This is a genomic window from Bartonella occidentalis (assembly GCF_037070875.1).
Lineage (GTDB): Bacteria > Pseudomonadota > Alphaproteobacteria > Rhizobiales > Rhizobiaceae > Bartonella.
In genome coordinates, this window is sequence record NZ_JAYMZJ010000001.1 from 802,266 (window position 1) to 826,260 (window position 23,995).

The 23,995-nt window shown below is 38.0% G+C and carries 20 protein-coding genes; 17 read left to right on the plus strand and 3 right to left on the minus strand.

Annotated elements, in window-relative coordinates; genetic code table 11:
- Positions 1-52: 52 nt before the first annotated feature.
- The 12 genes from pyrG (at position 53) to WCP78_RS03380 (ending at position 12,388) form a co-directional block, all read left to right on the plus strand.
- Complete coding sequence (gene pyrG, locus WCP78_RS03325) at positions 53-1,681, plus strand: CTP synthase (RefSeq protein ID WP_336279069.1); 1,629 nt, start codon at positions 53-55, stop codon at positions 1,679-1,681.
- Positions 1,682-1,715: 34 nt separating this feature from the next.
- Positions 1,716-2,552 (plus strand): 3-deoxy-8-phosphooctulonate synthase, encoded by an 837-nt coding sequence (kdsA, locus tag WCP78_RS03330; RefSeq protein ID WP_336279070.1) that lies wholly within the window; start codon positions 1,716-1,718, stop codon positions 2,550-2,552.
- Between the two features lie 71 nt (positions 2,553-2,623).
- Positions 2,624-3,892, plus strand: coding sequence for a phosphopyruvate hydratase (gene eno, locus WCP78_RS03335; protein ID WP_336279071.1), 1,269 nt, complete (start codon positions 2,624-2,626; stop codon positions 3,890-3,892).
- A 79-nt stretch (positions 3,893-3,971) separates the two neighbouring features.
- Positions 3,972-4,388 (plus strand): TM2 domain-containing protein, encoded by a 417-nt coding sequence (locus tag WCP78_RS03340; protein WP_336279072.1) that lies wholly within the window; start codon positions 3,972-3,974, stop codon positions 4,386-4,388.
- Positions 4,389-4,434: 46 nt separating this feature from the next.
- Positions 4,435-4,839 carry a TM2 domain-containing protein gene (locus WCP78_RS03345; protein WP_336279073.1) on the plus strand — a complete coding sequence of 135 codons (405 nt, stop codon included), beginning with the start codon at positions 4,435-4,437 and terminating at the stop codon, positions 4,837-4,839.
- A gap of 168 nt (positions 4,840-5,007) precedes the next feature.
- Complete coding sequence (locus WCP78_RS03350) at positions 5,008-5,337, plus strand: FtsB family cell division protein (protein WP_336279074.1); 330 nt, start codon at positions 5,008-5,010, stop codon at positions 5,335-5,337.
- A gap of 116 nt (positions 5,338-5,453) precedes the next feature.
- Positions 5,454-6,494: a pyruvate dehydrogenase (acetyl-transferring) E1 component subunit alpha gene (gene pdhA, locus WCP78_RS03355; protein ID WP_336279075.1), complete on the plus strand. Its 1,041-nt coding sequence runs from the start codon at positions 5,454-5,456 to the stop codon at positions 6,492-6,494.
- A 16-nt stretch (positions 6,495-6,510) separates the two neighbouring features.
- Entirely contained in the window at positions 6,511-7,878 is a 1,368-nt protein-coding gene (locus WCP78_RS03360; protein ID WP_336279076.1) for a pyruvate dehydrogenase complex E1 component subunit beta, read from the plus strand.
- A 14-nt stretch (positions 7,879-7,892) separates the two neighbouring features.
- Complete coding sequence (locus tag WCP78_RS03365; protein ID WP_336279077.1) at positions 7,893-9,221, plus strand: pyruvate dehydrogenase complex dihydrolipoamide acetyltransferase; 1,329 nt, start codon at positions 7,893-7,895, stop codon at positions 9,219-9,221.
- 206 nt (positions 9,222-9,427) lie between these two features.
- A complete protein-coding gene (gene lpdA, locus WCP78_RS03370; RefSeq protein WP_336279078.1) occupies positions 9,428-10,888 on the plus strand; it encodes a dihydrolipoyl dehydrogenase in 1,461 nt (486 codons plus the stop codon).
- Between the two features lie 73 nt (positions 10,889-10,961).
- Positions 10,962-11,924 carry a lipoyl synthase gene (lipA, locus tag WCP78_RS03375; RefSeq protein ID WP_336279079.1) on the plus strand — a complete coding sequence of 321 codons (963 nt, stop codon included), beginning with the start codon at positions 10,962-10,964 and terminating at the stop codon, positions 11,922-11,924.
- Between the two features lie 2 nt (positions 11,925-11,926).
- Entirely contained in the window at positions 11,927-12,388 is a 462-nt protein-coding gene (locus WCP78_RS03380; protein ID WP_332066145.1) for a type II toxin-antitoxin system RatA family toxin, read from the plus strand.
- Between the two features lie 1,175 nt (positions 12,389-13,563).
- Here WCP78_RS03380 and WCP78_RS03385 read toward each other — a convergent pair.
- Genes WCP78_RS03385 through rirA form a run of 3 tightly spaced genes read right to left on the minus strand, consistent with a single transcriptional unit; the run spans position 13,564 to position 15,714 of the window.
- On the minus strand, positions 13,564-14,052 hold the full coding sequence (locus tag WCP78_RS03385) for a CinA family protein (protein ID WP_336279080.1): 489 nt from the start codon (positions 14,050-14,052) through the stop codon (positions 13,564-13,566).
- On the minus strand, positions 14,049-15,242 hold the full coding sequence (locus WCP78_RS03390; protein WP_336279135.1) for a bifunctional 2-C-methyl-D-erythritol 4-phosphate cytidylyltransferase/2-C-methyl-D-erythritol 2,4-cyclodiphosphate synthase: 1,194 nt from the start codon (positions 15,240-15,242) through the stop codon (positions 14,049-14,051). Before WCP78_RS03390 ends, WCP78_RS03385 begins: the two co-directional genes overlap by 4 nt.
- A gap of 19 nt (positions 15,243-15,261) precedes the next feature.
- A complete protein-coding gene (gene rirA, locus WCP78_RS03395; protein ID WP_336279081.1) occupies positions 15,262-15,714 on the minus strand; it encodes an iron-responsive transcriptional regulator RirA in 453 nt (150 codons plus the stop codon).
- A 173-nt stretch (positions 15,715-15,887) separates the two neighbouring features.
- On the opposite strand from rirA, the gene WCP78_RS03400 reads away from it, so the two are divergent.
- The 5 genes from WCP78_RS03400 to clpX all read left to right on the plus strand — a co-directional run bounded on the left by WCP78_RS03400 (position 15,888) and on the right by clpX (position 23,888).
- Positions 15,888-18,155, plus strand: a complete 2,268-nt coding sequence (locus WCP78_RS03400) for a sensor histidine kinase (protein ID WP_336279082.1) — start codon at positions 15,888-15,890, stop codon at positions 18,153-18,155.
- 2 nt (positions 18,156-18,157) lie between these two features.
- Positions 18,158-19,516 (plus strand): nitrogen assimilation response regulator NtrX, encoded by a 1,359-nt coding sequence (gene ntrX, locus WCP78_RS03405; protein ID WP_336279083.1) that lies wholly within the window; start codon positions 18,158-18,160, stop codon positions 19,514-19,516.
- Between the two features lie 3 nt (positions 19,517-19,519).
- Positions 19,520-20,896 carry a Trk system potassium transporter TrkA gene (trkA, locus tag WCP78_RS03410; protein ID WP_336279084.1) on the plus strand — a complete coding sequence of 459 codons (1,377 nt, stop codon included), beginning with the start codon at positions 19,520-19,522 and terminating at the stop codon, positions 20,894-20,896.
- A 906-nt stretch (positions 20,897-21,802) separates the two neighbouring features.
- On the plus strand, positions 21,803-22,435 hold the full coding sequence (gene clpP / locus WCP78_RS03415) for an ATP-dependent Clp endopeptidase proteolytic subunit ClpP (RefSeq protein WP_336279085.1): 633 nt from the start codon (positions 21,803-21,805) through the stop codon (positions 22,433-22,435).
- A gap of 178 nt (positions 22,436-22,613) precedes the next feature.
- A complete protein-coding gene (clpX, locus tag WCP78_RS03420; RefSeq protein WP_336279086.1) occupies positions 22,614-23,888 on the plus strand; it encodes an ATP-dependent Clp protease ATP-binding subunit ClpX in 1,275 nt (424 codons plus the stop codon).
- Positions 23,889-23,995 lie beyond the last annotated feature (107 nt).

Here is a 23,995-nt window from a genome sequence, read left to right on the forward strand (position 1 = left end):
TTGCATTTTTTTTCTGGAAAAATCATCATAAACTGCTTATCACCATAAGCCCATGGTGTATTATGTTTTTATTACTGGTGGTGTAGTCTCTTCTCTTGGGAAAGGCATCACAGCGGCGGCTTTAGCCGCATTATTGCAAGCGCGCGGGTATCATGTACGTCTTCGCAAGCTTGACCCTTATTTGAATGTTGATCCAGGTACGATGTCACCTTATCAACACGGTGAAGTGTTTGTAACCGATGACGGTGCTGAGACCGATCTTGATCTTGGTCATTATGAGCGCTTTACTGGCTGTTCTGCAAATAAAGAAGACAATATCACAACAGGTCGTATTTATCGCAATATTATTGAACGAGAACGACGCGGTGATTATTTAGGAGCAACAGTTCAGGTCATTCCTCATGTTACTGATGAAATTAAGAGATTCATTACGACGGGGAATGAAGAATTTGATTTTGTTATATGTGAAATAGGTGGTACTGTTGGTGATATTGAAGCAATGCCTTTTCTTGAAGCGATTCGTCAGCTTCAAAATGAATTGCCAAGAAAAAGTGTTGTTTATGTACATCTTACATTGATGCCTTATATTTCTTCAGCGGGTGAATTAAAAACAAAGCCTACACAGCATTCGGTCAAAGAGTTACAGTCAATTGGTATTGCTCCTGATGTTTTGCTGGTGCGCGCGGATAGACCTATACCAGAAACAGAGCGATTCAAATTATCACTTTTTTGCAATGTTCGTCCAAGTGCGGTTATTCAGGCACTTGATATGCCAACAATTTATGATGTTCCTATGGCCTATCATAGAGAGGGTCTAGATTCAGAAGTTCTTGCTGCATTTGGTATTGATCCAGCGCCTAAGCCTAAAATGGATCGTTGGAAAGATATTACACATCGAATTCACCATCCTGAAGGAGAGGTGGTGGTTGCAATTGTTGGAAAATATACTGGTTTGAAAGATGCATATAAATCTCTCACGGAAGCTGTTGCGCATGGCGGATTAGCCAATAAAGTGAAAGCTAATATTGAATGGATTGAAGCAGAGCTTTTTGAAAAGGAAAATCCTGCGTCTTATTTACAAAAAGTTCACGGAATTTTGGTGCCTGGTGCTTTTGGAGCTCGCGGTGCAGAGGGTAAAATTAAAGCAATTCAATTTGCTCGGGAGCGTAAAATTCCGTTTTTAGGTATTTGTTTAGGAATGCAGTTGGCTTGTATAGAGGCTGCACGCAATATTGCATATATTGAGAATGCTTCATCAAGTGAATTTTGTGAGACAAAAAATCCAGTTGTAGGCTTAATGACAGAATGGCTCAAAGGAGATATTCTTGAAAAACGTACACAGTATGAAAATCTTGGTGGCACAATGCGTCTTGGTGCTTTTGCAGCCGAACTAAAAAAAGATAGTCATATTGCTAAAATTTATGGGGTGACAAAAATTTATGAGCGGCATCGTCATCGCTATGAAGTCAATATTGATTATAAAGACAAGCTGGAAAAATGTGGTTTGATTTTTTCTGGTATGTCCCCAGATGGTATTTTGCCAGAAGCGATAGAATATGCAAATCATCCATGGTTTATTGGTGTACAATATCATCCAGAATTAAAATCACGTCCTTTTGATCCGCATCCACTTTTTTCTTCTTTTATTGAAGCCGCTATAGAACAAAGTAGATTAGTTTAGTTTATAAATTTAGTTATTTTTTGAGGAGTATAATGTGTTTAAACCAAATGCTATTGTACAAGTTGGAAATGTTATTTTTTCAAATAAAGCGCCTCTTTCATTAATCGCGGGTCCATGTCAGATGGAAAGCCGAGATCATGCTTTTGAAATGGCTGGTCGGATTAAAACAATTGCTGATCAAGTAGGTATTGGATTTGTTTATAAATCCAGTTACGACAAAGCCAATAGAACCTCTCTTAATGCGGCACGTGGTGTTGGTCTTGAAAAAGCAATGGCTATTTTTTCTGATATAAAGAAGGAGTTTGGCTGTCCGGTATTGACTGATGTGCATACAGAAGAGCAATGTAGGGTTATTGCTTCAGCAGTAGATGTTTTACAAATACCCGCTTTTTTATGTCGTCAAACAGATCTTTTGGTAGCTGCAGCCAAAACGGGATGTATTATCAATATTAAAAAAGGTCAATTTTTGGCTCCATGGGATATGGAGAGTGTTTTAAAGAAAATCACTCAAAGCGGCAATCTTAATGTTATGTTGTGTGAACGTGGCACTTCATTTGGTTATAATCGACTGATTTCTGATATGCGTTCCTTGCCTATTTTACGGTCATTGGGGGCTCCTGTTATTTTTGATGCAACGCATTCTGTGCAGGAGCCAGGTGGTCAAGGAGATTCATCTGGTGGGCAACGTCAATTTGTTGAAGTTTTGGCACGTGCTGCTTGCGCTGTTGGAGTTGCGGGTATTTTTTTAGAAACACATCAAGATCCAGATAATGCTCCTTCTGATGGACCTAATATGGTTAAGATTGATAATTTGCAAAAATTACTTGAGACTTTAATGGAATTTGACAGTGTGTCGAAAAAAATAAATTGAACATACAATTATAGAGAATGCTTTATCGCTATGAAGTTTAAAATAAATCTTTTGTTGGATAGGGGGCGCATATGACTATGATTATCGATATTATTGGGCGTGAAGTACTTGATAGCCGAGGTAATCCAACAGTAGAAGTCGATGTTCGTTTGGAAAATGGAGCTTTTGGTCGTGCTAGTGTTCCTGCAGGAGCATCAACGGGTACCCATGAAGCTATGGAACTACGTGATGGCAGCATGCGCTATCAAGGTAAAGGAGTTGAAAAAGCAGTTGCTGCAATAAATGGGGAAATTTTTGAGGAACTTGGTGGACGAGATGCAAGAAACCAACTAGCTATTGATAAAGCGATGATAGCCTTGGATGGGACAAGAAATAAAGCGCGTTTGGGTGCTAATGCTATTCTTGGCGTTTCGTTGGCCGTTGCAAAAGCTGCAGCAGAATCATTGCGTTTGCCCTTATATCGTTATATTGGCGGTACACAAGCGCATATTCTTCCGACTCCAATGATGAATATTATTAATGGTGGCGTACATGCTGATAATCTAATTGATTTTCAAGAGTTTATGATTATTCCTGTAGGAGCTCCTACATTTAAAGAAGCAGTCCGCTACGGTGCTGAGGTTTTTCATACATTAAAAAGACGTTTAAAAGACGCAGGTTATAATACTAATGTTGGTGATGAAGGTGGTTTTGCGCCTCAATTTAATGATGCTGAGCAAGCAATTAACTTTATTTTAGAATCCATAATAGCATGTGGATATAAACCAGGTGAGCAAATTGCTATTGGTTTGGATTGTGCTTCAACAGAATTTTATAAAAATGGTTCATACTTTTATAAAGGTGAAGGGAAGTCCCGTGATGCTCAGGAGCAAGTAGATTACTTGACGCGACTTGTCGACACTTATCCAATCATTACCATTGAAGATGGAATGGCTGAGGATGATTGGGAAGGTTGGAAGTTGCTTACTGACTCAATTGGTAAAAAGTGTCAGCTTGTTGGCGACGATTTGTTTGTAACCAATTCTACACGTTTGCGTGAAGGTATTAAAAGGGGGGTTGCTAATTCTATTCTTATTAAAGTTAACCAGATTGGTACGTTGAGTGAAACGATTGATGCTATAGAAGTTGCTCATAAGGCAGGTTATCGTGCTATTATATCTCATCGTTCAGGAGAAACGGAGGATTCTTTCATTTCTGATCTTGCTGTTGCAACAAATTGCGGGCAAATAAAAACTGGTTCACTTGCGCGTTCGGATAGGTTAGCAAAATATAATCAATTGATTCGTATTGAAGAAATGTTAGGAGTGCAAGCCAATTATATTGGTGATTTTTATCGCTAATGATTGTAAGAAAAAGTTGCGTTAATTTATATTTATATATTATTAAATCGTCTTTAACAAAAACTGTGGAGATGAGAGAATGAAAGGTATGATTATTAATCATAACCAAGGGATTTATCTTATTTCTGGTGATGATGGTAAGCGTTATAAATTTGCGTTATTGGATTGGTTAGGAAAGGTTGCACCGAGGATCGGTGAATCTGTTGATTTTATATGTAATGATGATCTTGCTAGTTCTGTTGTGCCATTAAGTCCTGTTGTGCCGTCAGTGGAACAAAAGTATTCAAGGGTGGTGCTTTTGTTTGTCTGTCTTTTTCTGGGGCCAATCGGTGTGCATCGTTTCATAGTTGGTAGAATTTGGACGGGTGTTCTAATGTTGGTTTTATCTATATCATTTTTTGGAACGCTCATTAGTGGGGTTTGGATGCTTGTTGATTTTATATGTATTGCGACTGGACAGTTTTCAGATAAAAATGGGAATAAAATCACAGATTAGCTGTTGTTTATGTGATGCATGAATAATAATTTTTTAGGGAGTAAAGATGAGAGGTATAATTATTAATCAGAACCAAGGGATTTATCTTATTTCTGGTGATGATGGTAAGCGTTATCAATTTGCGTTGTTGGATTGGTTAGGGAAGGTTACACCGAAGGTCGGTGAATCTGTTGATTTTGTATGTAATGATGGTATTGCCAGTTCTGTTTTTCCGTTAATTAGGCAACAGCCGGAACAATTAAAAGTAATGTTTGCACTTCTTTGTTGGTGTACAGGTCTGTTTGGCGTTCATCGTTTTATGGTTGGTAAAATTTGGACTGGTGCTTTAATGTTGATTTTATCTATATCATTTGTTGGATTGCTCATTAGTGGGGTTTGGATGTTTGTTGATTTTATACTTATCTTAGCTGGGCAATTTTCAGATAAAAATGGGAATAAAATTACAAATTGAAATCTATTGTAATGTAAAAGTACAAAAAGTAAAAAATATAGTTTTTATAAACAGCGTGTTGATATTAGTATGCAATAGCAAGTTGTTGGAGTATGAATATTTTGTAACAAAGTGTTAATAAAAATATGTATAGTTAGAAAATGATATTAAAAAAGACTGTGCTATTTTATGTGGACAAAGCAGAAACGCAGATCGACTAAAATTCGCTTTGTATTGCCGCTTATAACAGCGGGCGTTCTAAGTTATTTCGGTTATCATATGTATCATGGTGAGTATGGACTGTATTCTCTTAGTGACGTTAACCAGCATATTATCGAATTAAAAGAGGAGCTTCAGAGAATAGAAGCTGAACGGGCATTCGTTGAAAAGCATATTTCTCTTTTGCGTGACGGACACATTGAAAAGGATATGCTGGATGAATATGTGCGTAAGAATTTGAATTTCTCTAAGCCAAATGAATTGACAATTTTAAGTCCTCTTGATGATATTAAAAATTAATAAAAAGTCGTTTGTTTTTAAAATAATTTTTTATGATATCATTTAATCTTATTGATAATGCTTGTAACTTTTGCTCGTAAAGGTTATTCCTGGCTAATCATAAAAGGGAGTTTAATATGGCAGAAAAGCTGAAAAAAAATTCTGCGTCGGTAGCGCATTCTGCATTATCAAATACCACGAAAATAGCACAAATAGCTAATTTGACTAAAGAAGAGGAAGTGGATGCCTACCGAAAAATGCTTTTGATTCGGCGTTTTGAAGAAAAAGCGGGGCAACTTTACGGCATGGGTCTTATCGGGGGGTTTTGTCATCTCTATATCGGGCAGGAAGCTGTTGTTATCGGGACGCTAAGCGCAATAAAAGAAGGAGACCAGGTTATTACATCTTATCGTGATCATGGTCATATGTTAGCAGTTGGTATGAGCCCACGTGGTGTAATGGCAGAACTAACAGGACGGCGGGGTGGTTTTTCTAAAGGAAAGGGCGGCTCAATGCATATGTTCTCTAAAGAAAAGAATTTTTATGGTGGACATGGTATTGTTGGTGCTCAGGTTCCAATTGGTTCAGGTTTGGCATTTTCTAATCAATATCTCGGTAAAGATAACGTGACATTGGTTTATTTTGGGGATGGTGCTGCAAACCAGGGGCAAGTTTACGAAAGTTTTAATATGGCTTCACTTTGGAAGCTTCCATGTATTTATATTATTGAAAATAATCAGTATGCTATGGGGACATCAGTTGCGCGTGCATCTGCAGAGATAGATTTTTCTCGCCGTGGTCTTTCTTTTGAAATTCCAGGTATTGTTGTTGATGGTATGGATGTGCGAGCAGTGAAAGGAGCTGCTGATGAAGCCATTGCTTGGACACGTTCCGGCAAAGGGCCGATCATTCTTGATATGCAGACTTATCGCTATCGGGGTCATTCTATGTCTGATCCAGCAAAGTATCGATCAAAGGAAGAAGTTCAGAAAGTAAAGGAAGAACATGACCCGATTGATCAGGTAAAAAGTCGGATTTTGAAGAACGGCTGGGCGAATGAAGATGATTTAAAATCTATTGATAAAGAGGTGCGTGCTGTTGTTTCTGATGCGGCAGATTTTGCGCAAAGTGATCCAGAGCCAGATGCTTCTGAGCTTTATACGGATGTTTTAGTTTGATGCGAGGGGAGCAAGTATGTCTATTAATATTTTGATGCCAGCACTTTCGCCAACAATGGAGGAAGGTACACTATCTAAATGGCTTAAAAAAGAAGGCGATAAAGTTAGCTCTGGTGATGTGATTGCCGAAATTGAAACCGATAAAGCAGTGATGGAAGTAGAGGCTGTTGATGAGGGCGTTATTGGTAAAATTATTGTACCTGAAGGTTCTGAAGGGGTGAAGGTCAATAGCGTGATTGCAGTGTTGTTAGAGGAAGGGGAAAACGCTGAAGATATTGTCCAGCCTATAGATACTTTAAATTTTCATAAAAAGCCTGCAGAAGGATCTTCATCTCTTTCTATCCCGAAGCCTCCTGCTGTTGATATCGTTCGTGATTTTGATATTCCAGCGGGGACGCAAATGGTTGCGATGACAGTGCGTGAAGCTCTCAATCAGGCTATGGCTGAAGAGATGCTGCGTGATGAGATGGTTTTTCTTTTAGGGGAAGAGGTAGCAGAGTATCAAGGTGCTTATAAGGTTAGCCAAGGTCTGTTAGAAAAATTTGGTGCACGCCGAGTAATTGATACTCCTATCACAGAACATGGTTTTACAGGATTGGCTGTTGGAGCTGCATTTGGAGGGTTACGCCCCGTTGTAGAATTTATGACATTTAATTTTGCTATGCAGGCAATGGATCAAATTATAAATTCTGCAGCAAAAACCCGTTATATGTCTGGTGGACAAATGTCGGCTCCTATGGTTTTTCGTGGCCCTAATGGCGCGGCTGCGCGTGTTGGTGCTCAGCACTCTCAGTGTTTTGCTTCTTGGTATAGTCATGTGCCAGGTCTTAAGGTTGTTATGCCATATAGTGCTGCAGATGCAAAAGGTTTGCTAAAGGCTGCTATTCGTGATGACAACCCTGTTATTTTCCTTGAAAATGAGATTTTGTATGGTCATCAATTTGATGTCCCCAAAATAGATGATTTTGTTTTACCTATTGGTAAAGCGCGTATTCATAAATCTGGTCAAGATGTTACGATTGTTGCGTGTGGGATTGGGATGCATTACGCTGTTCAAGCTTTGCCCGAAATCGAAAAACTTGGTATTGATATCGAATTGATTGATTTACGGACTATTCGTCCAATGGATCTTCCGACAATTGTTGCTTCAGTTAAAAAGACAGGTCGTCTGGTAACAATTGAGGAAGGGTATCCTCAGTCATCTGTTGGAACTGAAATAGCAACGCGGGTTATGCAACAGGCTTTTGATTATCTTGATGCTCCAGTTGCTACAATTGCCAGCAAAGATGTTCCTATGCCTTATGCTGCTAATCTTGAAAAATTAGCTTTGCCTAGCATTTCTGAGATTATTGAAGCCGTTAAGGCTGTGACTTATAAAGCGTAACGGAGGAGAGCTTTATGCCCATTAAGATTACGATGCCTGCGCTTTCTCCTACGATGGAAGAAGGAAACTTGTCAAAGTGGAATATTAAGGAAGGTGATAAAGTTTCCTCTGGGGATGTCATTGCTGAAATTGAGACGGATAAGGCGACAATGGAAGTAGAGGCCGTTGATGAAGGAACGGTTGCTAAAATTGTTGTTCCTGCTGGGACACAGGGAGTTAAAGTTAATACTTTAATTGCTATTTTAGCGGGAGAAGGTGAAGATTTAGCTGAAGCTGCGGAAGATATAGAAAAAGATTTTACATCTTTACAAAATAAAGAGTCAGAAGGTATGAAACAAGCGGATTCAAAAGTGATACAGATATCTTGTTCATCATCAGATTCACAATTTATACAGAAAGATAAAAAGGGTGAACGTCTTTTTTCTTCTCCTTTGGCGCGGCGATTAGCAGTTCAGGCGGGGCTTGATTTATCTCTTATTTCTGGCAGTGGTCCACATGGACGTATTATCAAGCGCGATGTAGAAAAGGCTATGAGCGATGGTCTTGTGGAGTCTTCTTATTCTTCACAAGTTGGAAAGTTAATGGCTGCAGATTCTTCTGATAGGCAAATACTGAAACTTTTCAAAGAGAATGAATATACACTCGTACCCCATAATAATATGCGTAAAACAATCGCTAGACGTTTGGTTGAATCAAAGCAACAAATACCGCATTTTTATGTGACGGTAGATTGTCAGCTCGATGCGTTATTGGAGTTACGTGCGCAATTAAATGCTTCTGCTCCAACGGTTACAACGCAGGAAGGATCTAAGCCTGCTTATAAGATTTCAGTGAACGATATGGTTATTAAGGCTGTAGCGTTTTCTTTAACAGCTGTTCCTGATACTAATGTTTCTTGGCTTGAAGAAGGGATACTTCGACACAAGCACTGTGATATTGGAGTTGCTGTTTCTATCCCAAATGGATTGATTACACCAATTATCCGTCATGCAGAAGAAAAGTCTTTGTCAACTATCTCTGATGAGATGAAGAATCTTATAAAGCGTGCACGTGAGCGCAAGTTAAAAGTGGAGGAATATCAAGGGGGAACAACAGCCGTATCAAATATGGGGATGTATGGTGTAAAAAGCTTTTCTGCTATTCTTAATCCCCCACATGCAACTATTTTTGCTATTGGTGCAGGTGAACAACGTGCAATTGTTAAGAATGGTGCATTAACGATTGGCACCGTCATGTCTGTTACAATTTCCGTTGATCATCGTGCTGTTGATGGTGCATTGGCTGCAGAACTTGCTCAGACATTTAAGAAGATAATTGAGAATCCATTCGCAATGTTGATTTGAGCTATTTAAAAATGCTTCACGTAATTATGTATAATAGTGATATGTTAATATGATAAAAGCAGATTTAAAGAGTTTGAATGGCGATGTTGCTGCTTTTTCTGATGTAATAAAAGCCGATAGATGCGAGAAAGTTTTATTATATCGGTTTTCAGTTTTAAGATCAGAGAATGGATATCCGTTTGGTGTATATCCATGGAGGAATTACTGTGACAAATCTTTATGATGTAATTGTAATTGGCTCAGGGCCTGGCGGATATGTAACTGCGATTCGTGCAGCGCAATGTGGCTTTAAGACCGCGGTTGTTGAACGTGAACACTTAGGTGGAATTTGTTTGAATTGGGGTTGTATTCCAACAAAGGCGCTTTTACGCTCGGCTGAAATGAAGCATTTTGCTGAACATGCGAAAGATTATGGATTAAAACTTAATGGTTCAATTGAAGCAAATATTAAAGATGTTGTAGCACGTTCACGTAGGGTCTCAGAACGGTTGAATGCCGGTGTTGGTTTTTTGATGAAAAAAAACAAAATAGATGTTATCTGGGGAGAGGCAAAGCTCACTAAGGCGGCAAAAGGAAGTCAGCTTGCAGAAATTATGGTTTCTTCATCATCTAAGCCGATTATGCAACCGCAAAATCCAGTGCCTAAAGAGACGTTAGGAGAGGGCATTTATCAAGCAAAGCATGTAATTGTTGCAACTGGTGCACGCCCTCGTTCTCTTCCTGGTATTGAACCAGATGGAAAGCTCATTTGGACCTATTTTGATGCTATGATCCCAAGTGTAATGCCAAAATCACTTTTGGTCATGGGTTCTGGTGCAATCGGCATTGAATTTGCTTCTTTTTATCATGATATGGGAGCCAAGGTAACTGTTGTTGAGATGATGCCTTACATTATGCCAGTCGAAGATGTTGAAATTTCCAAATTTTCTCGTAAGCAATTAGAGAAAAAAGGTATTCGTATTTTGACTGAAGCAAAAGTAATGAAGGTTGAAAAATCTTCTGATTCTGTCACTGCATATGTTGATGTTAAGGGGCAGACAGAAACGATCGTATCTGATCGATTGATTTCAGCTGTTGGGGTTCAGGGTAATATTGAAAATCTTGGGTTAGAAGCATTAGGTATACAAACTAATCGGGGGTGTATTGCAACCGATGAATGGAGTTGGACAGGCGTGGAAGGTATTTATGCTATTGGTGATGTGGCAGGTCCTCCTATGTTAGCTCATAAAGCCGAAGAAGAAGGTGTGATATGTATTGAACATCTTGCGGGTTTAAAGAATACTCATCCGCTTGATAAAAGAAAAATTCCAGGGTGCACATACTGCACACCGCAAGTTGCGTCTGTAGGACTTTCAGAGGCAGCAGCAAAAGATGCTGGTTATGATGTGCGTGTTGGTCGTTATTCTTTTTCAGCTAATGGTAAGGCTATTGCTTTAGGTGAAGACCAGGGATTAGTCAAAACTATTTTTGATAAAAAAACAGGGCAGCTTCTTGGTGCACATATGGTAGGTGCAGAAGTGACAGAATTGATTCAAGGTTTTGTTATTGCTATGAATCTTGAAACAACCGAGGAAGAATTGATGCGTACCGTCTTTCCACATCCAACATTGTCGGAAATGATGAAAGAAAGTGTATTGGATGCTTATGATCAGGTTTTAAATGCTTAACGGCTGGATTGCATGAAAAGCTTTGTATTTTGTGATTTCATTGGCGTTCCATATATACGGATCAGAGGCTTAAATGGTTACGGTTGTTGATAGAGTTACAAACAGACGCTTGCGTCACCCTGAAAAGGCGCATCGTCCGGATACAAATATTCAGAAAAAGCCGGATTGGATTCGTGTAAAAGCGCCAACGTCACAGGTATATAAGGAAACGCACAATATTGTACGTATCAATAAACTAGTGACCGTATGTGAGGAAGCGGGTTGCCCAAATATCGGTGAATGCTGGAGCCAGAGGCATGCCAGTTTTATGATTTTGGGTGAAATATGTACCAGAGCTTGCGCTTTTTGCAATGTTGCAACAGGTATCCCGCTTGCAGTTGATGATGAAGAGCCAGAGCGTGTGGCAGATGCTGTTGCGCAGATGAGATTAAAACATGTTGTGATTACGTCTGTTGATCGCGATGATCTTACTGATGGGGGAGCGCAGCATTTTGCGAAAGTTATTTATGCAATTCGTAAAAAGGCACCTACGACAACAATAGAAGTTCTTACCCCTGATTTTCGTCATAAAGATGGTGCGTTAGAAATTGTTGTTGCTGCAAAGCCTGATGTTTTTAACCATAACCTGGAAACAGTTCCATCTAAATATTTGAAGGTTCGTCCAGGGGCGCGCTATTTTCATTCAATTCGGTTATTACAACGCGTTAAAGAGCTTGACCCAACAATCTTTACAAAATCAGGAATTATGGTGGGTCTCGGAGAAGAGCGGAATGAAATTCTTCAATTAATGGATGATTTACGCTCTGCTGATGTTGATTTTATGACAATTGGACAGTATTTGCAGCCTACACGCAAGCATCATCCGGTTATTCGTTTTGTGTCTCCTGAAGAATTTGAATCTTTCGCCAAAATTGGTAAAGTAAAGGGCTTTTTGCATATGGCTTCTAATCCTCTGACGCGTTCATCTCATCATGCAGGGGATGACTTCAAAATTTTGCAAAAAGCGCGTGATGAAAAATTTGCTTTACAGAGATAACCATGCCGACTTTCTCAACACATCGGCAGATTGCCCATAGCGCCCATGAAATGTTTGATCTTGTTGCAGATATTGAACGCTATCCCGAATTCTTACCGATGTGTGAAGCTTTAACGGTGCGTTTTCGGAAAAAGTGTGAAGAAAAATCATTGCTTCTCGCTGATATGACAGTTGGATATAAAGTTATTCGAGAAACTTTTACAACTCAAGTAGTTCTTCAGCCCAAGGAAAATCTCATAGAGGTTCAATATATTGATGGTCCATTCAAATACCTTGAAAATCGTTGGATGTTTCACCACACTGAAGATAAAAATGCGTGTGATGTAGAATTTTTTATTGATTATGAATTCAAAAGCAAAATGCTTGGATTATTGATGGGGTCAATGTTTGATATTGCTTTTCGTAAATTTACTGACGCTTTTGAAATGCGTGCTCATCAAATTTATGGTTATCCAATAGTGTAATGTCTTCGGGTTAATATTGTTATATGAATAAAAGCATCCATAGTCTGTATAATTATATCTCACTATTTATCCTGCTAAAACACCAAGATTGATTCCTATCCAAAATATTAGGCATATTTGTCGTTACTGTATATGTGACACAGTGATGAGTTGACAAAACAACAATTTCTTTTTGTAATCTTGTATTAAAGTACTAGTTTATTATGCACTACTTATGTTGTTATTCACATAAAAGTTATGAATTGTATTTTTGTTGAATAATGAAAATCTATAAAGATTTTTATAAATTGCTGATATTTCTTAATTTATTTACCAAGAAACGTAAAAAAGTTCATTATCTCTTGAGCACTTAGCTTATGTATTATTTTGTGTTTTAATATGGAGATTATTGTAAATTCAGTTATCTATTTCATTGTTTTTGTATGCGAAATATATAAAAAATTAAAGAGAAAAAAATGATTATTTGCAGCTTGTTAATGATCATATGATTGATAAGTAAAGATGATCAAACTAATAATCAAGGTGATTAAAAATTAAATACATCTTAGTTGTTTGTAATTCTGCAAAGTCATTTATTTTTATACAGTATGTAAAACTTCTTCCTAAAAGTTTATTTGTTCTTTTAAAATTAGAGTTTGGAGGAAAAAAGTTGCTACTTTTGACATTCAGCTAAAACACATTAATCTTACTCCCCTAAAATACCTGGAAAGGGTGTTTGTGAGTTTGGCTTTTTGCTCATGAAACCTTTACAGGGAAGAGAATTCGCCCTTAAAATAGGGTTTGTAGATAAAGAAAAATTAAAACAGCAAACTCCTATTTACTTGATTGTAGAATATAATCATAAAATGATTCAGAGAGAACACTTAACGATAAGTTGATATTGGATTTTTTAGATGCGCTGATATTAGTTTTCTTAAGAGTTTTATGATGCAAGATGAAGAAGAAATAGAATCAGACTAGTATAATGATAAAGGTCATATGCTTGCCTACATTTAGAATATTATTGCAGATTATAAAACTGAAAAGCTAAGAACTTACAATCCAATAAATTCGTTTGTAATACTAATAAACATTTCTGAGAAATTATTTAATTGTGATTTCTTTATAAATTAAAGGCAAATTTGAATTATAAGATTATGAGTTGAAATGAGGTTTGAAAATTGGATAAAAGGGATTTACTGAAGAGATGTTAGGATCATTTTAAAAGCATTTTCAACAGTTGCATAGCGAATAGCATTGCGTTCAAAATTTTTGAAGCGCATTTCTGTGTGCAGGCTTTCATAGTTTTTGCGAGCGACGGCAAAATGGACAAGCCCCACAGGCTTATCAGGACATGCTCCTTTCGGTCCTGCAATTCCTGTTACAGCAATTGCAATTTGAGCTTGTGAATATTTTAATCCACCCTCAGCCATTGCAATAGCAACTTCTTTTGAGACTGCACCATATGTCTTTATAAGTTCAGCACACACACCAACAAGACGTGTTTTAGATTCATTAGAATACACAACAAATCCACAATCAAGTACATCTGATGATCCTGAAATACCAGTAAGGTTTGCAGCGATAAGTCCTCCTGTACATGATTCGACAGTTGTTAAAAGCAAGCCTTTTTGGCGACAAGCCTTAAGAACTGCATGTGCTTGTTGTTCACAAAAATGCATCATGTAAGAATTTCTCCTGGATAAAGAACGCTAGCAGATGCGAGAGCAGCAATGCCTTCTTCACGACCAATGAATCCAAGTTTTTCATTTGTTGTTGCTTTAATGGACACTCGATCAGATGAAACTGTGAGTATAGTCATGAGGTTTGTTACCATTGCATGGCGATATGGGACAATTTTAGGGTTTTCAGCTATCAGTGTGATATCAACATTGACAATACGACCACCTGCTTTCTTAATAATATTAATGGCATGACGCAGAAAAATTTCTGATGATGTATTTTTCCATTGAATATCAGAAGGAGGGAAGTGTGTGCCAATATCTCCAGCACCTTGAGTAGCGAGCAGAGCATCTGTGAGTGCGTGGAAAGCAACGTCGGCATCCGAATGCCCACTTAATTTTTTGTGAAAAGGAATTTTTATACCACATAATGTAATGAAAGTTCCTTCCTCGAAAGAATGAACATCATAGCCATTTCCAATGCGGATATCGGGAGACATTTGTAATTTCCTTTGTAGATATGAATATGCAATATCAAAATCTTCGTTCCATGTGATTTTTATATTGTTCGGATCTCCAGGGATAGTACGCATGGGAATACCAAACCATTCTGCAATTGCCGAATCATCGGTGAATTCCTGATCGCAGATTTGTCTTGCTTTTTCATGTGCGGTTAAGATGCGCTCAAATGGAAAACACTGTGGTGTTTGTACGTTATAAAGATTAGTTCGTGAAATCGTTTCTAAGACATGGTGCTCTTTATTTACGCGTTTGATGGTATCAGAGATAGGAAGAGCAGGGAGAACCCCTTCTTGATGGTTTATAGCTGTATGGATTTTTTCGATGAGCTTATTTTCAATAAAAGGACGTGCGCCATCATGAATATGAACATATGTAGGCTTAATATTTTTAAGTGCTCGAAGTCCATGTAAAGTGGACATTTGACGTGTAGCACCTCCTTCTACGATGATAAGGTGTTCTTGAAAATCAGCTATAGCTTGTCTACAGATTTTATGATCTTCTGGATGAATGACTAAAACAATTTTTGTGATCGCTGGATGTTGCAAAAAACAACGTACAGCATAATAGATGACCGGCTCTCGTCCTAAAAGTCGGTATTGTTTTGGAACTTTTTGTGAAGATTGTGCTCTTTCACCGCGCCCGGCGGCTAGTATTATAGCTGCAATAGAAATGCTTAATCTCCTTATTCTATTATCCCGACTGATTGTTTTGTGGTTGTTTAGTTGTAAATTGATTTTGAAATGATGGTCTTTTCAGATCTGCAATAGATGTAACCGATAATACATCAAAGAAAGCATTTAATGCTTTTTTTAGTGCGGTATTTAAGCTGCAAAAGTTAATTAATGGGCACTCAGGCTCTGCAGTATCAAAACATTCGGCCATCGAAAAGTTATCTTCCGTTACTTTTACAACATCTGCCACCGAGATTTCTGCTGCAGGCTTTGCCAATTTAACGCCTCCATTGCGCCCCCGTACTGTTTGTATAAAACCTGCTTCAATGAGTGGTGGAAGAATTTTGAATAAAAAAAGCTCAGAAATAGCATATGCTTTAGCAATTTCTGGAATACGATTCAGAGAATCTTGATTATCCGCACAGTACATAAGCATCCGTAGGGCGTAATTTGTCTGTTTGGTTAATCGCATTTCACCTCCTTAATATAATTGCTGAACGCGCTTTATTTTTAATATACCCTGAGAAGTATAAAAAATTTCCCTCTATTTATTAAATAGCTGTCCCTAAACATGGTATTAGTATTGTCAATTTTTATCACAAGAGGTTATATGGGAGCAACCGGGTAAAGTAATGTAAGCTGATCATGAATACAACATCTGTAATAAATTGCCAAGACATGGATCAAGATGCTCATAATGATGAGCAATATCGTTTAAGCAAAATGCATACATTTTTAGGTATTATAATTGTTGCGTTGGCGTTATTAACGGCTGCTGTTTCATTTATCATTCTTATCGGATTAACGCCTATTGTTCCCAGTAGAGTTGTAACACTAATTCTTATAGGGGTTAACAGTGTTTGGGTTTTAGGGCTTGTTGTAATCGTTTTTTACGAGATGGTTCCTATTATTAACGCGTGGCAATCAAAGCGTGCTGGTTCACGTCTGCATTTTAGACTTATTTCATTGTTTGCGCTTGTTGCGACGGTACCAGCCGTTGTTGTAGCTCTCGTATCAGGTCCTGCTCTTAATGTGGGGCTTGATCGATGGTTTGATACGACAACTCGGCAAATTGTAGGCTCCTCTATAGATTTAGCAAACGCTTATGCGGATGAAATGCTTCAAAATTTGAAAAATTTATCTTACTCTATGGCATTTGCGCTCGATAATAAAAAGCTCTTGGAGCGCAACCTAGCTGGATATCGGGTACAATTAACACGTCATGCTGCGGGGCGAAATCTTCGTGGTGCATTTTTATTAAGCTCGAGCGGAACTGTTTTTATATCTAGCGATTTTGGCGATGAAAGTGAATTGCCTATCCCACCGTCCAGCCTTATAAAGCGGGCAACTAGCACGAGCCCTTTTTCTTTTCAACCGGGGGTTCACGATTATTTTGGTGTTATTCTAAAATTTACTAATATTCCAAACACGTTTTTGTATTTGGTACGTGACGTTGACAAAAATGTTTTATCTGCTTTACGGTTAACAGAGATTAATACAGATCGCTATAATGATTTAAATGCGAATCGTCTGCCTACGCAAATTGCATTCGGGATGCTCTATTTGTGTCTTTTTTTAAGTTTATTCTTATCAGCTATTTGGGCTGGTATTGCTGTTGCTGATCGCTTGGTGCGTCCTATTCGTCTTCTCATTAGTGCAGCTGATGATGTTGCGTCTGGGAATATGGAGGTTTTTGTACCAGTACGCGCGCGCGATGGGGATATTGGGCAATTATCAAAAACTTTTAATTACATGGTAAGTGAATTAAAAAGTCGGCGCAATGAATTGATTGCAGTTCGCGATCAAATTGATGAAAGACGGCGTTTTTCTGAAGCTGTTTTGTCTGGTGTAACAGCAGGTGTGGCTGGAATTGATAATAACGGTGATATTACAATTATCAATCGATCTATTGAAGCAATGTTTGGTATTTGTTCTAAACAGGTTATTGGATGCAGTCTTCTATTATTGAGTTCTGAAATTTGGCAAGTTTTTAAGTGTGCACGTTCGTTGGGTCGTAAAAATCACCGTGAGCAAGTAACTTTAAATGTTGCGAGTCAAGAGCGCTTTTGCAATGTACAAATTACGATGGAAGAGGATGACGGGCAGAGACAATCTTGGGTTTTAACAATTGATGATATTACAGATCTTGTTGAAGCACAGCGTTCATCAGCATGGGCGGATATCGCGCGCCGTATCGCACATGAAATCAAAAATCCGCTTACACCTATTCAGTTATCTGCTGAACGTATTCTTAAACGTTACAACAAGTTTATTACACAGGATCGCGAGGTCTTTGAGCGGTGTATTGATACAATTATTAGACAAGTTGGGGATATTGGGCGCATGGTTGATGAGTTTTCTTCTTTTGCTCGTATGCCTAAACCACGAATGCGTATTTTAGATATACGTGAATTGCTCCGTGAAGCGTGTTTCTTGATAGAAGTTGCCCGACATGATATTCATTTTGAGCAAGATTTAGGAAATATACCACTTGTAGGTGCATTTGATAACCGTCTCATTGTTCAGGCTTTTTGCAATGTTATCAAAAATGCGAGTGAGTCTATTGATTCAGTGATGCGAGAAGAAAACATTAGTGGTCATATTCTTATACGTTCTTATCAGCAAGAAGGGTTCTTGATTGTGGATGTCGTTGATAACGGTAAAGGTCTGCCTAAAGAGCAAAGGCAAAAATTGTTAGAACCTTATATCACCACACGAGAAAAGGGAACAGGACTTGGGTTAGCTATTGTGCGAAAAGTTATTGAAGATCATGGTGGTTATATGGAGTTACATGATGCACCAAAAGATTTTTATGGAGGTCGTGGTGCAATGATCCGTTTGGTATTTTCAGCGGATGGAACAGTTGTGCAAGACGTCAGTATGCAAGCTACAAGTTATAAAATAGGGGAATAAGGATGGTATCAGATATCTTAATTGTTGATGATGAAGCGGATATTCGTGAGCTTGTTGCTGGTATTTTAGATGATGAAGGCTATGAAACACGTGTTGCATGTAATTCTGATGAAGCGCTAGCTCAAATTAGTGAACGTATTCCAAAGCTCATTTTTTTGGATGTTTGGTTACAAGGGAGCTGTCTTGATGGTTTAGCGTTGCTTGATGAAATTAAAACGCGATATCCTGCTCTTCCAGTGGTTATGATTTCTGGTCATGGTAATATTGAGATGGCTGTTTCTGCTATAAAACGAGGAGCATATGATTTTATTGAAAAGCCTTTTAAAGTTGATAGGCTTTTGCTGGTTGCTGAACGAACTCTTGAAAATTCAAAATTAAAACGTGAGCTTTTAGAATTACGCAAGCGTTCGAATGAAACACCAGAGTTGCTTGGAACATCATCTGTTGTGAAACATTTGCGTCAAACCATAGAAAAAGTAGCGCCGACCAATAGTCGCATTATGATTACTGGCCCTTCAGGCGCCGGAAAAGAGACAGTAGCGCGCGCCATTCATGCCCTTTCAGCACGTTCAAATGGATCGTTTGTTACAATAAATGCAGCAACGATCACTTCAGAAAAGATGGAGGTTGAATTATTTGGCAATGAAATGGAAGGAGGTGAACGCAAGATTGGTGCATTAGAAGAAGCACATGGAGGAACACTATATCTTGATGAAGTTGCTGATATGTCGCGTGAAACTCAAAGTAAAATTCTTCGTGTTTTAACAGGGCAGGCATTTGAAAGAGTTGGCGGCACAAAGCGTGTTAAAGTCGATGTTCGTGTAATTTCTTCAACCGCGCAAAATCTTGAAAATCTTATTGCTGAGGGATTATTTAGAGAGGATCTTTTCCATCGTCTTTCGGTTGTTCCTGTTTCTGTTCCACCACTTTCTACACGTCGTGAAGATATTCCAGAACTTGTACACCATTTTGTGAAAATAATATCTCAACAAGTTGGTATTAAGCCACGCGAAATTAGTGATGATGTCATAACTATTTTGCAGACTCATGCTTGGCCAGGTAATGTAAGGCAGTTACGCAATAATATTGAACGTCTTCTTATTCTTGTCCGTGATGGTGATGGTCCAATAACAGCGAATCTTCTTCCCCCAGAAATGAGCGATTCCTTGCCACGTTTGCAAATGGATGCCGATGAGAATATAATGGATTTACCATTGCGTGAAGCACGAGAATTGTTTGAAAAGAGGTATTTAGCAGCGCAAATTGGACGTCTAGGTGGAAATATATCTCGTACAGCTGAATTCATAGGTATGGAGCGTTCCGCTTTGCATCGTAAGCTGAAGGCACTTGGAGTTTCGTAGATTATGCGTGTTATTATTTGCGGAGCGGGGCAGGTTGGTTATGGAATAGCGGAGCGTCTTGCTGCTGAAAATCATGATGTCACTGTTATTGATATTGAAGTTAAGTTAATTGAAAAAATCCGTGATACGCTGGATGTTAGGAGTTTTGTTGGTCATGGTTCGCAGCCTGAGGTACTTTTGGCAGCAGGTGCGGATAAAGCTGATATGTTGATTGCAGTAACTTTATTTGACGAGGTCAATATGGTGGCTTGCCAAGTGGCACACTCATTATTTAATGTTCCGACCAAAATAGCACGCATTCGCTCACAATCTTATTTAGAGCCACGTTATAAAATCCTTTTTGCTAGAGAAAATATTCCTATCGATGTGGTTATTTCCCCAGAAATTGAAGTTGGGGAAATGGTTTTACGTCGTATTGCTTTACCTGGTGCGATAGATGTTCTACATTTTTGTAATGACGATATTGTTGCATTAGCTTTAGAATGTATGGAAGATTGTCCAGTTATTAATACGCCTTTGCGTCAGCTAACAGAGCTTTTCCCAGATCTTCGAACAACAGTTACTGCTATAAAACGCGGGTCAGAATTATTGGTAGCGCACTCAGAAACACAATTACGCGTTGGCGATGTGACATATCTCGTTGCTGCTCGTGATCAGATACGCCGAGCAGTTGGACTTTTTGGTCATACAGAACAGGATGCTCATCGCATGATTATTGCTGGGGGCGGTCATATTGGGCTTTATGTTGCTCAAGCTATTGAAAAACGCTTACATAAATCAAAATTGAAAATTATAGAATCACACAAAGAAAGAGCTCTGACAATCGCTGATCAACTTGAGAGAACAACAGTTTTATACGGTAATGTCTTAGATCCAGTGATTCTTCAAGAAGCTAGAATTGGTCAGGCTGATTTAATAATTACTTTAACTAACCAGGATCAGGTCAATCTTTTAAGCGCTATTATTGCTAAAAGACTGGGATGTAGAGCTAATATGGTATTAATCAATAATGTTGTCTACCAAGAGTTTAGTCGCGCGGTTGGTGTCGATGCATATCTTAATCCCCATAGTGTTACTATATCAAAAATTTTGCAACAAATGCGTCGTGGGCGTATACGTGCTGTTCACTCGGTTTTTAATGGTCAAGCAGAGATTATTGAGGCTGAAGTTATGCAAACATCTTCAATGGTTGGTAAGACATTGTCTGAATTAAATTTATCAGATGGTTTGAGAATTGGTGCTATCTATCGCAATAAGACAATAATACAGCTTTCGGCAGATACACGAGTTTTACCTGGTGATAGGATAGTGATTTTTGCTCTTGCTGATAGTGTTCATGATGTTGAGCAATTATTTCGAGTGAGTTTAGAGTATTTTTAATTTTCCATTGTAATATTTAACTTTTTGATGTGGTGGGCAATTAAGATTAGTATACAGCGCTTATTCTTAAGGATTGAAGTTGTGTAAAGCTCTAGGCATTTAAACTATTATATAAAATGAAAATTTATTTATTGATATTGAGTTGCATGAAGCTAAATCAAACCATCAGGTTTGGTTAGTTATATTTTCTTTGATTTTAATTTTTGGCGTTCAACGAGGGGATTTGCCCAGTTTTAGGACTTTTTTCATGTTATATTGTGTTCTATCGGAGATAGATATTTACCTAGTTCAAAGGTTTTATTCTTAGGCGGATAAAGACACTCTGTAAAGAGTAAAAACTTCTGTGTTTTTATTATTGATAACTCTTTATAAAGATGTTTGATGATTATTGGATAGGCACAAAACTGCTATGATTAGCAAGGTATTAACGTTGTGGTTAATAATTGTTTTTCTTGAGATAAGGAGAATGTTAGTTTTTTATAATAATTCTATAAGTTGCAGTATTTGGCAGTGATAGTATGCTGTCGTTAATCAAACGGCATATTTGTATAAGCTAATTGAAAAGGAAGCGTTATTATATTGAATTGGGCAAAAAATTGAATGTACTTCTCATCTGGCCTTTGTGCTGAGGTATGTGCAAATTTACTTTCGTTGATATCTTACACTCATAGAAAGGTAAAGGTTATTTTAAATATCAAAAAAGAAGCTCCCCCTCCCTTTAGGAGATCTATTTTTGGGGCATTCATGAATTTATTTAAATATGGTCGTTATTGTTATTTAAACTAATGAGATTTTAATTTTTCTTGAATAGCTTTGATTGTAGTTTGTGTAAAAGAGTTATGTTAGCTTATAAATACAAGAATTGAATGAGTAAAGAGCGATTGTTATACGATTGGAAGTGGAAAAATGAGTAATTCAATGAAAAAAATGTTAAGTCTTGTTCCTATGGTTGTTGAACAGACTAACCGCGGCGAGCGAGCCTATGATATTTTTTCTCGTCTTTTAAAAGAGCGAATCATTTTTATTAATGGTCCCGTTGAAGATGGTATGGCGATGCTCGTTTGTGCGCAATTGCTTTTTTTGGAAGCTGAAAATCCTAAAAAAGAAATTAATCTTTATATTAATTCTCCAGGAGGTGTAGTAACGTCTGGTATGGCGATTTATGACACTATGCAATTCATTCGTCCCCCTGTTTCTACGCTTTGTATGGGACAGGCAGCATCGATGGGGTCATTACTTTTAACAGCTGGAGCGAAGGGTCATCGTTTTACATTGCCAAATGCACGTATTATGGTACATCAGCCATCAGGCGGTTTTCAAGGTCAGGCTTCGGATATTGAACGGCATGCTCAAGATATTATAAAGATGAAACAGCGTTTAAATGAAATTTATGTTCAACATACAGGTCAGGATTATGAAGTCATTGAAAGAACTCTCGATCGCGACCATTTTATGACAGCAGAAGAAGCAAAACAATTTGGTTTAGTTGATGATGTTATACAATATCGTGCAGAAACTGAAAAAGAAGAAAAAGATTAAAGGTTTTTAAAAATATAGCTATTTAAAATAGAAAATTTCGTAAGATATTTCAAAATAAGATAAACACCTAAAGGTACTGTGATACGTGTGGTTTTGTCCATGTCTTTATAATTGTTATTATGAAAAACTTCCTTTGAAAAGACGAAGTCTTCATATATCGTGGTGAAAGGAAAGTGAAATGAGCAAAATTGGCAATAGTGGGAGCGAATCAAAGAATACTCTCTATTGCTCGTTCTGCGGCAAAAGTCAGCATGAAGTGCGTAAGCTCATCGCGGGACCTACCGTATTCATCTGTGATGAATGTGTAGAGCTGTGCATGGATATTATTCGTGAGGAAAATAAATCTTCTGGGGTTAAGGCGCGTGATGGTGTTCCTACTCCACAGGAAATTATAACAGTTCTCGATGATTATGTGATTGGTCAACAGTATGCAAAGCGCGTTCTTTCTGTTGCTGTTCATAACCATTATAAACGGCTTGCGCATCAGTCTAAGAGCAATGATATTGAATTAGCGAAATCGAATATTCTTCTTGTTGGTCCAACAGGGTGTGGTAAAACTTATCTAGCACAAACGTTGGCGCGCATCATTGATGTGCCTTTTACCATGGCTGATGCGACTACTTTGACTGAAGCAGGATATGTGGGTGAGGATGTTGAAAATATTATTTTAAAACTTCTTCAATCTGCTGATTACAATGTAGAACGTGCACAGCGTGGTATTGTATATATTGATGAGGTCGATAAGATTTCGCGTAAAGCTGATAACCCTTCTATTACAAGAGATGTTTCTGGGGAAGGTGTTCAGCAAGCATTATTGAAAATCATGGAAGGGACGATTGCTTCCGTTCCTCCGCAGGGTGGGCGCAAGCATCCACAGCAGGAGTTTCTTCAGGTTGATACAACAAATATTTTATTTATTTGTGGAGGAGCTTTTGCTGGTTTGGAACGGATTATTTCGGGACGTGGTGAAAAAACTTCTATAGGTTTTTCTGCTACTGTTAAGGCGCCTGATGAGCGTTGTGTTGGTGAAATTTTTCGTGATTTAGAACCTGAAGATCTTATAAAGTTTGGCTTGATTCCGGAGTTTATTGGTCGTCTTCCTATTGTAGCCACATTAGAGGATTTGGATGTTAATGCGCTTGTTAAAATTTTATCGCAACCAAAGAATGCTTTGGTGAAGCAATATCAGCGTCTTTTTGAAATGGAAAGTGTTGAATTAGCTTTTCATGAAGATGCTTTGCGAGCTATTGCTAAAAAAGCAATTGAACGAAAAACTGGTGCGCGTGGTTTACGATCTATTATGGAAAAGATTCTGCTTGAGACTATGTTTGAACTACCCTCTCTTGAAGGAGTACAAAAAGTGGTAATTTCAAGTGATGTTGTTGATGGAGAAGCTCGTCCTCTTTACATTTATTCAGAACGCACAGAAGATAAAGAAAACGTATCGGCATGAAATTGTGCTGCGCTGGTGTGGAAAGTAGAAATGATAATCATTTGAGAGTAGATGTTTCTGAATATTACAGATATATAATGATTGATTTATGTGTTCGCAGTTACCAC